This is a genomic window from Mesorhizobium sp. M7A.F.Ca.CA.002.15.2.1, assembly GCF_003998715.1.
GTDB classification, from domain to species: domain Bacteria; phylum Pseudomonadota; class Alphaproteobacteria; order Rhizobiales; family Rhizobiaceae; genus Mesorhizobium; species Mesorhizobium ciceri.
This window is the reverse complement of record NZ_RZPI01000083.1, coordinates 1-12,141: the sequence shown is the minus strand read 5'-3', so window position 1 is coordinate 12,141 and position 12,141 is coordinate 1. Positions and strand designations below refer to the sequence as shown.

General features: G+C 63.9%; 13 protein-coding genes and 2 pseudogenes. 7 read left to right on the top strand and 8 right to left on the bottom strand.

Going from position 1 to position 12,141, the window contains the following annotated elements; all coding sequences use genetic code 11:
* A pseudogene (locus ENZ74_RS35680) lies at positions 1–1,185 on the bottom strand (autotransporter outer membrane beta-barrel domain-containing protein); the annotation flags it as partial.
* A gap of 635 nt (positions 1,186–1,820) precedes the next feature.
* On the opposite strand from ENZ74_RS35680, the gene ENZ74_RS07705 reads away from it, so the two are divergent.
* Together ENZ74_RS07705 and ENZ74_RS07700 are read left to right on the top strand one after the other, a co-directional pair.
* Positions 1,821–2,129, top strand: coding sequence for a hypothetical protein (locus ENZ74_RS07705; RefSeq protein WP_013529617.1), 309 nt, complete (start codon positions 1,821–1,823; stop codon positions 2,127–2,129).
* Between the two features lie 126 nt (positions 2,130–2,255).
* Positions 2,256–2,726, top strand: coding sequence for an NUDIX hydrolase (locus tag ENZ74_RS07700; RefSeq protein WP_013529616.1), 471 nt, complete (start codon positions 2,256–2,258; stop codon positions 2,724–2,726).
* A gap of 4 nt (positions 2,727–2,730) precedes the next feature.
* On the opposite strand, the gene ENZ74_RS07695 is transcribed toward ENZ74_RS07700, so the two are convergent.
* From ENZ74_RS07695 to ENZ74_RS07675, 5 genes are all read right to left on the bottom strand, one after another.
* Complete coding sequence (locus tag ENZ74_RS07695; RefSeq protein ID WP_063168996.1) at positions 2,731–3,582, bottom strand: citryl-CoA lyase; 852 nt, start codon at positions 3,580–3,582, stop codon at positions 2,731–2,733.
* Positions 3,579–4,763, bottom strand: a complete 1,185-nt coding sequence (locus ENZ74_RS07690) for a CoA transferase (RefSeq protein ID WP_127312718.1) — start codon at positions 4,761–4,763, stop codon at positions 3,579–3,581. Before ENZ74_RS07690 ends, ENZ74_RS07695 begins: the two co-directional genes overlap by 4 nt.
* Positions 4,764–4,778: 15 nt before the next feature.
* A complete protein-coding gene (locus tag ENZ74_RS07685) occupies positions 4,779–6,302 on the bottom strand; it encodes a tripartite tricarboxylate transporter permease (RefSeq protein WP_013529613.1) in 1,524 nt (507 codons plus the stop codon).
* 4 nt (positions 6,303–6,306) lie between these two features.
* Entirely contained in the window at positions 6,307–6,843 is a 537-nt protein-coding gene (locus ENZ74_RS07680) for a tripartite tricarboxylate transporter TctB family protein (RefSeq protein ID WP_063168998.1), read from the bottom strand.
* A gap of 139 nt (positions 6,844–6,982) precedes the next feature.
* Complete coding sequence (locus ENZ74_RS07675) at positions 6,983–7,957, bottom strand: tripartite tricarboxylate transporter substrate-binding protein (RefSeq protein ID WP_013529611.1); 975 nt, start codon at positions 7,955–7,957, stop codon at positions 6,983–6,985.
* A 183-nt stretch (positions 7,958–8,140) separates the two neighbouring features.
* On the opposite strand from ENZ74_RS07675, the gene ENZ74_RS07670 reads away from it, so the two are divergent.
* The gene (locus ENZ74_RS07670; protein WP_013529610.1) at positions 8,141–8,905 is read left to right on the top strand and encodes an IclR family transcriptional regulator; all 765 of its coding nucleotides are present in this window, start codon (positions 8,141–8,143) and stop codon (positions 8,903–8,905) included.
* A 34-nt stretch (positions 8,906–8,939) separates the two neighbouring features.
* Here the strand turns inward: ENZ74_RS07670 and ENZ74_RS34995 are convergent.
* A pseudogene (locus ENZ74_RS34995) lies at positions 8,940–9,041 on the bottom strand (DUF4892 domain-containing protein); the annotation flags it as partial.
* A 5-nt stretch (positions 9,042–9,046) separates the two neighbouring features.
* Entirely contained in the window at positions 9,047–9,580 is a 534-nt protein-coding gene (locus tag ENZ74_RS07660; RefSeq protein WP_013529609.1) for a GNAT family N-acetyltransferase, read from the bottom strand.
* 202 nt (positions 9,581–9,782) lie between these two features.
* Here ENZ74_RS07660 and ENZ74_RS07655 point away from each other — a divergent pair, with 202 nt between their 5' ends.
* From ENZ74_RS07655 to ENZ74_RS07640, 4 genes are all read left to right on the top strand, one after another.
* Positions 9,783–10,238, top strand: coding sequence for a DUF2214 family protein (locus tag ENZ74_RS07655; protein ID WP_024502811.1), 456 nt, complete (start codon positions 9,783–9,785; stop codon positions 10,236–10,238).
* 175 nt (positions 10,239–10,413) lie between these two features.
* Complete coding sequence (locus ENZ74_RS07650; protein WP_063168999.1) at positions 10,414–11,391, top strand: tripartite tricarboxylate transporter substrate-binding protein; 978 nt, start codon at positions 10,414–10,416, stop codon at positions 11,389–11,391.
* 74 nt (positions 11,392–11,465) lie between these two features.
* On the top strand, positions 11,466–11,939 hold the full coding sequence (locus tag ENZ74_RS07645; protein WP_063169000.1) for a tripartite tricarboxylate transporter TctB family protein: 474 nt from the start codon (positions 11,466–11,468) through the stop codon (positions 11,937–11,939).
* Positions 11,940–11,949: 10 nt separating this feature from the next.
* A partial coding sequence (locus tag ENZ74_RS07640) for a tripartite tricarboxylate transporter permease (RefSeq protein WP_206522265.1) occupies positions 11,950–12,141 on the top strand: 192 nt, incomplete at its 3' end.

Sequence of the window (12,141 nt, the reverse complement as noted above, 5' to 3'; positions counted from 1 at the left end):
GATGGCGTAGCCGCCATTGCCGCCGCCACCGCCGACCGACTGGATCAGAATGCCATGCGCGCCGTCGCCGCCGTTTCCATCGACGCCGGTCTTGATGACGCCGCCAATATTGCCGGTCGCCGTATCGCCCTGGCCGCCACCGCTTGCCTTGCCACCGATCGACACGAGACCGATGGCGCCGCCGCCATCGCCGCCGCCGCCGCCCACCGACTCGACCAGCATGCCGATGGCGCCCAGGCCACTGGTGGTGATGTTGCCGGTGTTGGTCCCCGTGGCTGCCCGGCCGTCATTGCCATCCGTACCCGCGCCGCCACCGCCGAACAGACCTAGACCGCCACCGCCGTCGCCGCCGCCACCGCCCACCGACTGCACGACCATGCCGCTGGCAAAATCTCCCCGAGTTGTGATGGTCCCGGAATTTATCCCCTCGGCATTGCCGCCGATTGTCGGCACGCCCCCATTGCCGCCGTTACCCACGATACCGAAACCACTTGCACCATCACCGGCAACGCCGCCCGCCGACCGCACAAGCATACCCTTCGAGAAAGCCCCGTCCGTGGAAATGGAGCCGGCATTATCGCCTTTCGCGTCACCGCCGAAACCGCCATTGCCGCCATTGCCACCCTTGCCGGCACCGATCGCAGCGCCCAAGCCGCCATTGCCGCCGCGCCCTCCGCTGGAATTGACGGTGATGCCGTTCGAATTGACCCCGTGCGTGATGATATTGCTTTCGATCGTAGTGGTCACGGTCGCCGTGCCGCCATCGCCACCCCGCCCGCCGACGCCGCCCTTACCGCCTACCGCGATGGCGAATGCCCATGCGCCGTTACCACCATCCCCACCGCTGGCGTCGCCCGATATGCCGGGAGCATTGTCCCCCGATGTTTCGAGGGCGCCAGATGCGTTGTTTGTTATATCGACGGTTCCGCCCTTGGCGCCATCGCCGCCTTTACCACCCTTGATCTCCACAAAAGGCGGGACGGCTGTTGCATGGACAGCCGAGCCGCCATCGCCGCCGCGCCCACCCCGGGCGCTGCCAACGAAAGCGGCCTCCCCGGAGGTCGTGCGGCCGACACTATTCGTTCCCGTAGCCGGCGCCACCGGCGAATGGCCATCTCCGGCGTCAGCAGTACCGATTCCGTCATCACCATTGTCGCCCGGTGCACCATCCGTATTGATGGACAATTGCTGCGCATGGGCCGGAGATTGAGCGTAAGGAAAGACCAGCCCCACCAGTGCCGTAGCGCAAAGCAATCGAGCTATCCGTTTGGGCAGAGTGGCGAGACATTGATTCGGCCGGCCGGGCAAACCCTTCTGAGTCGCCGCGGCATCACGAAGAACTTCCTCAGAACATGCCCTGGCTGAACCGTCGTCGGCCGATGCGCACGACAATACGGCAACGCGCTCTGTGAACAAAGCCATGCACTTACCCCCCATTTTACGGGGGCGCGCCTCAATGCCTGCTTGAGTCCGACGCCACCGCTATGCTCTGCTCATGCAATTGCAATAAGGATGCCGGCACTGTGCAATAAGGTTCAATGCATTAAAACAGGGCATCCGTATTCCCACTTGCGGAGCTCTGACTCAATTAGAATACATTAACTTATGCCGGATGAAACCAAAAATTTACGTGGGGAACACTGACCAAAGCCACCGACGTTTCATAGTCATCATATGATGACTATCTGCCGTTTCGCGGCCGAAATCGCAGAACAAAGCGATTGGACCGCCCGATTTCGTGATACTCGACCCGCTGGCCATGGCATCGACGCGCAAACGCCCTATATCAAAGGACAGAGTTTTTGCGCGGGAATGAACGGATGTCGGCACTTCGGCCATCAACGATCTTCACAGTGGCAATGCTGGCCACGGCAGTGCTGGCGGGCGTTTGCCTGCCGGCTTCCGCGCAAGCGCTCAATCCCGCTACCGGCAACAATGCGCTGATCCGGCAGAACGACCTGCAAATCCTGCAAAACAGGATACAGCGGCAGCAATATCAACAGCAACAGCAGCAGAATCGCGCCCAGGACCGCCAGATCTTTCAGCAACCGCCACCGGTCGTGCAGCAGCTCAAGCCAAGCTGCCAGACACAGATAATCGGCACCACCGCCGTGAGCAATTGCCGCTGACATCAAGGCCTTTTTCGTTTATTTAGCCGACTTATGTATTTCGAGTGTCGTTGGCACATGCGAAAGTTTTGGTTTTGCAACGACGCCTTGTCGCGCTATGCGGCATTGCATCGACTGGATTGACGAATGGCAGCCACCAAGAAAAAGGCCGTACGCAAGGCAAAGAAGGGCGAGAGAATCCGCCAGGTGGCGGCTATTCCCTTCCGGCTGACCGCGCGTGGCGATATCGAGGTGATGCTGGTCACGTCGCGTACCACCAGGCGCTTCATCGTCCCCAAGGGCTGGCCGATGAAGGGCAAGAGCGGACGCAAGGCGGCCACCATCGAGGCGCAGGAGGAAGCCGGCGTGCTCGGCAAGACGCTGAAGCAGCCGGCGGGCACCTATTCCTACTGGAAGCGGCTGGCAAATCGCTTTGTCCGCGTCGACGTCATCGTCTACCTGCTCGAGGTGAGCGAGGAACTGGCCGACTGGCAGGAAGCCAAACGACGCCAGCGGGCCTGGCTGGCGCCAGCCGATGCGGCCATGCTCATCGACGAGCCGGATCTTTCAACGTTGGTGAAGACGCTGAAGATCCCTGTGCAGGTGGACCAGGCGTAGAGCCTCACTCGCCGGGGTCATCGCTTTCGGGAAACGGCCGCACCGGCGTGCCGGTATAGGCCCACAGCCACTCGCGCGGCAGCGGCCCCTTGTTTCGCTCGGCCTGCTGCGACTGCTCCCAGGCATGCGCCAGGATGCCGACCGAGCGCGACAGCACGAAAAGCCCTCGCGTCAGCGGCGGCGGAAAACCGAGTTCGCCATAGATGACGGCGGTGGCGCCATCGATGTTGAGGGGTATTTTTTTCCCCTTGCGGCGTTCGACATCCGCCTCGACCGCTTCGGCGATATCGGCGAAACGCCCATTGACGGCACCGCGTGCGGCAAATTCGCGGGTCAGTTCCAGCAAGCGCGGCGCGCGCGGGTCGACGGGATGGAAGCGATGTCCGAGCCCCGGCACATAGCCCTTCTCCTCGGCGAAGAACCGGTCGAGCCGCGCCGAGACCGCCTCATTCAGCGTCATCCCGGCATCAATCGCCACGGCAATGTCACCATAAAAGGAAAGCGCCTGCTCGCCGGCGCCTCCATGCACGTCGCCGAGAACGTTGATGGCCGAGGCCATGGCGCTGTTGATACCGACGCCGCAGGTTGCAGCCATGCGCGCGATGGCAATCGATGGCGCCTGCGGTCCATGGTCGACGGCGGCAGCCAAGGCAATGCCGAGCAATTCTGCCTGGTCCTCGCTGGGCAGTTCGCCGCGCAGCATCAGCCAGATGACAGCCGGAAAGCTGACGCGGCCGATCAGATCCTGGATCTCGTAGCCACGCAGCCGGATGACACCTGGCCGCATCTCGATGATGTCGGTCTGCCACCATTCCTCGCCGCGCTCACGGCCCGTCTTCTTCTCCGTGCCGCTCATGCGCGTGCCTTTGTCCTGGTGCGGGGCGGCAGGTCGGCGAACACCTCGCTCATATGTTCGCCGAGCGCCGGCGGCGGCTTTGTCGGCAAGGGCGCCTCGCCATCGACCATGAAGCCGCCGCGCAAAACGGTCAGCGGCTTCTTCATGCCAGCCACATCGTCGAAATGCGCGGTCACCTGGCGCTCGAGGACTTGGGGCTCGGCCAGCACTTGCGGGATCGTCAGCACCCTGCCGGCAGGCACGCCGGCGCGATTGAGCGTCTCTTCCCAGGCCGCCGCCGAGGCGCCCGCCAGGGCGTCCTCGATCTCGACTTTAAGCGCCGCACGGTTGCGCTTGCGCGTCTCGCGCTCTGCATAGCGGACATCGGAAGCCAATTCCGGCCGGCCGATCAGCCGGCACAGCGCCACGAACTGCTCCTGCTTGTTGGCAGCGATGTTGATGAGCCCGTCGCCGGTGCGAAACGCACCGGAGGGTGCCGCCGTCATGTTCTCGTTGCCCATCGGCATGGGGTCGATACCTGCGGTCAGATAGTTGGAAACCGGCCAGCCAAGTGCGGAAAGTATGCATTCGAGCATCGAAACGTCGAGAAAGGCACCCTCGCCGCTCGTCTTCTGCCGCACCAGCGCCGAGGCGATGGCGAACGCGCCGACCAGTCCGCCAAGCGTATCGGCGACGGGATAGCCGACCCGCAGCGGCGCCGCTTCCGGTGTGCCGGTGATGCTCATGATCCCAGACAGGCCCTGGATGATCTGGTCATAGGCGGGATTGTCGCGCATTGGCCCGGTCTGGCCGAAACCCGATATCGCGCAATAGACGAGGCCCGGACGGACCGTCTTCAGTGCCTCGTAGCCAAGCCCCAGCCGATCCATCACGCCGGGGCGGAAATTCTCCACCAGTGCGTCGGCGCTGGCCACCAGATCGAAAAAGCGCTCGCGATCGGCTTGCTTCTTGAGGTCGAGCACAACCGACCGTTTGCCGGCGTTCTGAGCCAGGAACGAGGCGCCCATGCCGGCGCTGTTCAGCTTTGCCGAGCCGCCGAGCTGGCGGGCGAGGTCGCCGCCTTGCGGCGCCTCGACCTTGATCACGTCGGCGCCCAGCAGCGCCAGCTGATAGGCACAGTAGGGACCGGCCAGGACATTGGTCAGGTCGAGGACGCGAATACCGGAAAGCAGTTCTGTCATGGCATCAGGGATCGATCAGGCATCGCCGGGCACATGCTCCGGTCCGCGCCGACGACGATGCTCGATGAAGGCCCAGATATGCGGGCCGGCGAGACCGATGAAGGCGAGCGTCAGCAGTGTCAGCGACAGTTTGTGGGTGTAGAACACGGACCAGTCGCCATTCGAGATAGTCATCGCCCGGCGGAACTGGGTTTCGGCGAGCGGCCCAAGGATCATGCCGATGATGACAGGCGCGGTCGGAAAATCGAACCGCCGCATCAGGAAACCGGCGGCCCCCAGCAGATAGAGGATGACGAGGTCGATGGGCGATTGCGAAATGCCATAGGTGCCGACCGTGGCGAACACCAGGATGCCGGCATAGAGCTGCGGCGCCGGGATTTTCAGCAGCCGCACCCACAGCCCGATCAGCGGCAGGTTGAGGATGACCAGGATGACGTTGGCGATGAACAGGCTGGCGATCAGCCCCCAGACGAGGTCGCCCTGGGTCGTCAAAAGCAGTGGTCCGGGATTGATGCCGTAGCTCTGGAACGCCGACAGCATGATCGCCGCCGTCGCCGAGGTCGGCAGGCCAAGCGTCAGCATCGGCACCAGCACGCCGGCTGCGGACGCATTGTTGGCGGCCTCGGGGCCGGCAACGCCTTCGATGGCGCCGACCGTGCCGAACTCCTGCTTGTGCTTCGACAGCTTCTTTTCGATGGCATAGGACAGGAAAGTCGGGATTTCGGCGCCGCCCGCCGGCATGGCGCCGATCGGGAAGCCGATCGCGGCGCCGCGTAGCCAGGGTTTCCACGAACGCCCCCACTCGGCCGCCGTCATGTAGAGCGAGCCCTTCAGCGGCACGATCTCGTCCTTGCCGGCATAGCGGCGCGAGGCCATGTACAGCGTCTCGCCGACCGCAAACAGGCCAACGGCGGCGATGATGACGTCGACGCCGTCGAGCAGTTCGGTCATGCCGAAGGTGAAGCGCGGCTGGCCGGTCTGCAGGTCGACGCCGATCATGCCGATGACGAAGCCTGCGAACAGGCTGGTCAGGCCGCGAACGGAAGACGAGCCGAGCACCGCCGAGACGGTGATGAAGGCCAGCACCATCAGCGAGAAATATTCGGCCGGACCGAAGGCCAGCGCGAATTTGACCACCACCGGCGCCAGGAAAGCGACGCCCATCGTGCCGATCGTGCCGGCGACGAACGAGCCGATCGCCGAAGTGGCGAGGGCTGCACCGCCGCGGCCGGAACGCGCCATCCTGTTGCCTTCCAGCGCGGTGACGATGGTGGCGCTTTCGCCGGGCGTGTTGAGCAGGATCGACGTCGTCGAGCCGCCGTACATGGCGCCGTAATAGATGCCGGCAAACAGGATGAAGGATGCCTCCGGCGCCACCTGATAGGTGATCGGCAAAAGCAGCGCGATGGTCAGCGCCGGCCCAAGACCGGGCAGCACACCGATGGCGGTACCAAGCGTGGTGCCGAGCAGGCACCACAGAAGGTTGACCGGGGTGAAGGCGACCGAGAAGCCATGTGCCAGATGTCCGAGCGTTTCCATGGCGTCAGCCCCTCAACATGGTGATGAACGCATCGATGACCGTGTTCAGCTGGTTCTCGATGAAACCGGCACCGATGTTGACGCCGAGCGCCCTGGCGAAGCCGAAATAGGCGGCCAGCGCCAGGATAAGGCCGAGCACGACGTCCCGCAGCGTACGCTTGCTGCCGAAGCCGTAGCAGACGAGCACGAACATGATGACGGATGCCGCCGTGAAGCCGAGCGGTTGGATGAGCAGCAGATTGGCGATCAGGCCGATAACGACGAAGCCCATTGCCTTCCAGTCGGTCGGCGTCTCCTTTTCCTCCTCCGGCTGCCAGCCGCCGCGAAGCGCGGCAAGGATGAGCAACAGCGAAAGTACCACCAGGCCAACCATGGTAAGGTAGGGAAAGACGGTCGGGCCGACCTTGGAGTAGAGCGGCGACACCGGGATCGCCAGCGTCTGCCAGGCGACGGCGCCGGCGCAGGCCAGGAGCCCGATGCCTATCAACAATTCCGGCACGGCAAGCCGCGACGGCGCCGCCTGCTGGTCGCTGGTGCTCATGATTGTCCTCCCCAGGAGAGCTGGCCAAGTATGGTTGGCGGAAATGCCCGGCGCCGCATGCTTGCTCCCCACCGCAGGGTCATGCCGGCTTGCATTTCATGCGAGAAGGGGCGACCTGCGCCGCCCCTATGACGATGGATCAGGCGAGCCCGAGATCCTTCAGGATCGCCTCGATGCGGGCTGAATCCTCGGTGACGAACTTCGCATAGTCGTCGCCGGTGAGCAGGATCGGCGTCCAGTTGCGGTTCTTGCATTCGGTCGCCCACGCGTCGCTCTTGGCCATGGTCTCGATCAGGGTGATCATCGCTGCCTTGTCGGCGTCGGAAATACCCGGCGGTGCGAAGACGCCGCGCCAGTTGAACAGTTCGACATCGATGCCGGCCTCCTTCAGCGTCGGCGCATCGATGCCGTCCTGGCGCTTGTCTGCCGAGATGGCGAGCAGCCGCAGCGCGCCCGCCTTGACCTGCTCGGAGAACTCGCCAAAGCCGGAGATGCCGGCCGCGACCTGGTTGCCGAGCAGCGCCGACAACGCCTCACCGCCGCCGGCGAACGGCACGTAGGACAGGTTTGTCGCCGGCACGCCGACAGTCTTGGCAATCAGGCCGAACAGGATGTGATCGGAACCGCCTGCGGAGCCGCCGGCGACAGGAACCTTTGTCGGATCGGCCTTGAGCGCGGCGACGAAATCAGCGGCCGTCTTGAACGGCGACTCCGCCGGCACGACCAAGGCCTCGAACTCGCCGGTAAGGCGGGCGATCGGGGTGACCTGCGTCAGATTGTTGGCGGCCTTGTTGGCAATGATGGCGCCAACCATGACCATGCCGGCAACCATCAGGGAATTGCCTTTGCCGTTCCACTGGCTGATGAATTGCGGCAGCCCGACAGTCCCGCCGGCGCCGCCGACATTGGTGATCTGCGAACCCGAGATGAGCTTTTCACTGCGCAGCACCTGGTCGATCGTGCGCGCCGTCTGGTCCCAGCCACCACCCGGTGCGGCAGGCACGAAGAGCTGTATCTGGGGCGCGCCTTCGGCCAAAGCGGGAGAAAGATGCGACGTCATCAGCCCGGCACCCACGGCTGCGGTGCTCATCAAAAATCTGCGTCTGTCCAGCATGGGATTCCTCCAAATCACGACACCTCCTCCGGTGCCCGCCAAAACGCGCCTGCATCCAGACCCGTCATCGATTTCAAGCAGATGTTACGGAGTTCTGTCAACGGAAACGATATTCTACTGGACAGAACGATTTGGCGGCGCGACACAGTCGCGTCGCTCGGCTTTCTTCAAACTGGAACCGCCATGGATTCGCCAAGCAAATCGGCAGATGCGGAAATCGACCGCGCCGAAGGTGTTGCAGCACTCGATCGGGCGATTGCCATCCTCGATGCCTTCAGCACGGAGGACCGGTCGCTCAGCCTAGCCGAAATCGCGGCGCGCACCGGCCTCTACAAGAGCACCATCCTGCGGCTTGCGAATTCCCTTTTGCGCGGACGATTGCTCGAGCGCCTCGACAATGGGCGCTACCGCGTCGGACCCGCGACGTTTCGGCTCGGTGCGCTCTACCAGCGTTCGGTCGTGGCGGTCGACATCCTGCTGCCGATCATGCGCGATCTTTCCGAGCGAAGCTGGGAAAGCGTTGCCTTCTACGTTCGCTCGGGCGATGTCCGCACCTGTCTTTACCGCGTCGAATCCAAGCACCCGATCCGCTACACGATACGCGAAGGCGACGTATTGCCTTTGCTGCTCGGCTCGGGCGGCCGCGTGCTCGCAGCGTTTTCGGGCCAGCAGGGCGAACCCTACGAGACCATCCGCAAGACCTGCAACTGTCTCGCCGTCGGCGACCGCGACCCCGAGACCGGGGGCGTGTCGGCGCCGGTATTCGGGCCAGGGGGCGTCCTGCTCGGCGCCTTGACCCTGGCTGGACCAAGCACGCGCGTCGACGCGGCCTTTCTGCAGCGCATGAAGCGTCCGCTGCTCGAGGCAGCGGCCCGCGCCACCCGCGCCTTCGGCGAGGACGCCTCAATGCTCGAGCAGGCAAGCCTGGCAGCGGACGCCCTGCCGTAGAATGCGGCCTGATTGGAAGGCTCGCCCAGTTCAACTTGACCAGAACCACACGGCGGTTCTTGGCGCGGCCCGCTTCGTCATCGTTGCTGGCGACAGGTGCCATCATGCCGGCGCCCGCAGCGGTCAGCCGCGCCGCTCAGGTCACCGCGCCAGCAGGATAGTCGGAGCGTCGTGATAGGTGGTCTTTACCACTTCCCGGTAACCGCACTTGGCAGCCACCCTCAGCGAAGCGCCATTTTCCGGATCGATGATACAGACGGTCTTCTCGCGCCCGAAAATCACTTCGCCCCATGCCAGGACGCGGCCAACCACCTCGGTGGCGAAGCCCGCCCCGTGCACGGCCGGAACCAGCGCCCACCCGGCCTCGGGAATGCCTTCGATCGATGGTTCCATGTCGCGCTTCAGATCGTGAAACCCGGCCTCGCCGATGAAGCGCCCGGTCGCCTTCTCCTCGATCGCCCAGAAGCCATAGCCAAGCAACGACCACAGGCCGGCGTGACGCAGGAAGCGCATCCAGCTTTCTTCGCGCGTGCGCGGCTTGCCGCCGATGAAGCGGGTGACGACGGGATCGGTCCACATCGCGGCATAGGTGTCGAAATCATCCAGGCGGTGTGCCCGCAGGATGGTTCGCTTCGTTTCGATGACAGGAGCACTGGTCGCTTGCGGATTGTTCATGGGATCTGCCTCGCACGGATCGCCAGCGCTTAGCAAATCGCCGGTGCTGCGCAAGGGGCCAGGGCAACACGGCCCATCATCCAGGCGCCGCTATGGGAATTTTGCGCGACGATGTTATTTTTCACCGCAGGCTGATTCAACACCCGCCAGCGCGACCTTTTTTCAGGCGCGCATTGGTGGCGTCAAACCCAGGGAAAAGAGCATGGATACCACCGATCTTGTGCTTGCGATCTTCCATCATCTGCTGGTGTTTTCGCTGGCGGGGATCATCGGCGCCGAATTCGTCCTGATCCGCGGCGATCTGGGTGCTGCGACGCTCAAGAGGCTCGCCGGCATCGACCGCCATTACGGCGTCATCGCCGCGCTGATCATCGTCGTCGGCATCGGCCGCGTCTTCTATGGCCTCAAGGGCTGGGAATTCTACGTCTACAACTGGGTGTTCTGGGCCAAGATAGCGGCGTTCGGCGCTGTCGGCCTGCTGTCGATCATCCCGACCGTCCGCTTCATATCCTGGAACAGGCAGGCGAGCGGCAATGCCTCGTTCCAGGTGCCGGCGACCGAACTTGCGTCCGTGAAGACCTATATCCGCGCCGAAGCTTTCATCTTCCTGCTCATCCCGGTCTTCGCCGCGGCGATGGCGCGCGGCTACGGCTACTAGGGTGGCGATCACCCTCCGACATTATCCACCCATCGAGTGCGGATGTTTGCGGATATCGGCAGTTTGCCGCCCAGTTGCTATTTGCTAGCTTGCCCTAGTTGTTGCTTCATGCGCAGCCGGTGTTGAGAGGAGATCCGCGCGGCGTTGGAGATTCATATCCCGGGAGGAGATCACGATGAGAAGATTTGTCGCCGCTCTGGCTGCTGCCGCGGCCGTCACGCTTTATGGGTTCGCGGCCAGCGCGCAGACCTATCCTGAACGAACCATCACCGTTGTGGTACCGTTTGCCGCCGGCGGTCCGACCGACACGGTCACGCGCCTCGTCGCCGAAGCGATGTCGAAGGATCTCGGCCAGCAGGTCATCGTCGAGAATGTCGGCGGCGCCGGCGGAACGCTGGGTGCCGGCCGCGTCGCCAACGCCGAGCCTGACGGCTATACGCTGCTGCTCCATCATATCGGCATGGCGACAAGTGCGACGCTGTACAGAAAGCTCGCCTACGACACGCTGAACGCCTTCGAATATGTCGGCCTCGTCACCGAGGTGCCGATGACCATCGTCGGCCGCAAGGACCTGGAGCCGACCGATCTCAAGGGGTTGGTGGAGTACGCCAAGGCCAACAAGGATTCCATAACCGTCGCCAATGCCGGCATCGGTGCGGCCTCGCATCTGTGCGGCATGCTGTTCATGAGCGCCATCAAGACGCCGCTGGTCACCGTGCCCTACAAGGGCACCGGCCCGGCCATGACCGATCTCCTCGGCGGTCAGGTCGACATCATGTGCGACCAGACGACCAACACCACCAAGCAGATCCAGGGCGGCACCATCAAGGCCTATGCCGTCACCTCGCCGGAGCGCCTCGATGTGCTGAAAGACGTCCCGACGACGGTGGAAGGCGGCCTTCCCGAAGTGCAGGTCGGCATCTGGCACGGTCTCTATGCACCCAAGGGCACACCGGCCGGGATCACCGAACGCCTGTCGAAATCGCTTCAGGTCGCGCTGAAGGACCAGAACGTCGCGGCCCGCTTCGCCGAACTCGGCACCAAGCCATCGCCCGAGGCCGATGCGACGCCCGCCGCACTGAAGGCCAAGCTGGAAAGTGAGATCGCGCGCTGGAAGCCGATCATCGAAGCCGCCGGCCAGTATGCCGACTGAGGTTTGAACAGGGGCGCCACCGGCGCCCCTGTTCGCTCGGCATCCGCTACGCACCGCGGCTTGGGAGAACCATCATGAAACCTTTCGCGATCGACAGGGCCAACGGCCTGTGCGCCGCCCTGTTCATCGGTTTCGGCGCATGGTTCGCGCTGCAATCGCTCGGCCTCGAAATCGGCACCGCGTTGCGCATGGGGCCAGGCTATTTTCCGCTGGTCCTGGCGATCGTGCTGGTCCTGCTTGGCGCCGTCATTCTCGTCCAGGCTGTACGCGTCGAGGGCGAAGCGGTCGGGCATATTGCGTGGCGCGGCATGCTGCTCATCCTGCCTGCTCCGATCTTCTTCGGCCTGACGGTGCGCGGCCTCGGATTCATCCCGTCGATCTTCCTGACGGCGCTGATCGCGTCGTTTGCCAGCCGCTGCATGAAGCCGTTGACCGCGCTCGTGCTGTCGGCCGGCCTGACATTGTTTGCATTCCTTGTCTTCAGCTACGCGCTCGGCCTGCCGTTCCGCCGCTTCGGCCCGTGGCTGGCCCCGTGGTTGGTGTCGTAAGGCGATGAGCATGGATCTGCTCGACAACCTTGCGCTCGGCTTTTCGACGGCGACGTCGCTGACCAACCTCGGTTTCTGCCTGATCGGCGTCCTTCTCGGCACGCTGATCGGCGTCCTGCCCGGCATCGGCGCCACCGCGACCATCGCCATGCTTTTGCCCATCACCTTCCAGATCGGCGACCCGGTTTCCTCCCTCATCATG

What these genes read in the sequence shown, in the direction of transcription:
- ENZ74_RS07650 (WP_063168999.1), top strand. Translation starts at nt 10,414, where the DNA reads ATGAGAAGATTTGTCGCCGCTCTGGCTGCTGCCGCGGCCGTCACGCTT.
- ENZ74_RS07645 (WP_063169000.1), top strand. Translation starts at nt 11,466, where the DNA reads ATGAAACCTTTCGCGATCGACAGGGCCAACGGCCTGTGCGCCGCCCTG.
- ENZ74_RS07705 (WP_013529617.1), top strand. Translation starts at nt 1,821, where the DNA reads ATGTCGGCACTTCGGCCATCAACGATCTTCACAGTGGCAATGCTGGCC.
- ENZ74_RS07675 (WP_013529611.1), bottom strand. Translation starts at nt 7,957, where the DNA reads ATGCTGGACAGACGCAGATTTTTGATGAGCACCGCAGCCGTGGGTGCC.
- ENZ74_RS07685 (WP_013529613.1), bottom strand. Translation starts at nt 6,302, where the DNA reads ATGGAAACGCTCGGACATCTGGCACATGGCTTCTCGGTCGCCTTCACC.
- ENZ74_RS07670 (WP_013529610.1), top strand. Translation starts at nt 8,141, where the DNA reads ATGGATTCGCCAAGCAAATCGGCAGATGCGGAAATCGACCGCGCCGAA.
- ENZ74_RS07695 (WP_063168996.1), bottom strand. Translation starts at nt 3,582, where the DNA reads ATGAGCGGCACGGAGAAGAAGACGGGCCGTGAGCGCGGCGAGGAATGG.
- ENZ74_RS07690 (WP_127312718.1), bottom strand. Translation starts at nt 4,763, where the DNA reads ATGACAGAACTGCTTTCCGGTATTCGCGTCCTCGACCTGACCAATGTC.
- ENZ74_RS07655 (WP_024502811.1), top strand. Translation starts at nt 9,783, where the DNA reads ATGGATACCACCGATCTTGTGCTTGCGATCTTCCATCATCTGCTGGTG.
- ENZ74_RS07660 (WP_013529609.1), bottom strand. Translation starts at nt 9,580, where the DNA reads ATGAACAATCCGCAAGCGACCAGTGCTCCTGTCATCGAAACGAAGCGA.
- ENZ74_RS07680 (WP_063168998.1), bottom strand. Translation starts at nt 6,843, where the DNA reads ATGAGCACCAGCGACCAGCAGGCGGCGCCGTCGCGGCTTGCCGTGCCG.
- ENZ74_RS07700 (WP_013529616.1), top strand. Translation starts at nt 2,256, where the DNA reads ATGGCAGCCACCAAGAAAAAGGCCGTACGCAAGGCAAAGAAGGGCGAG.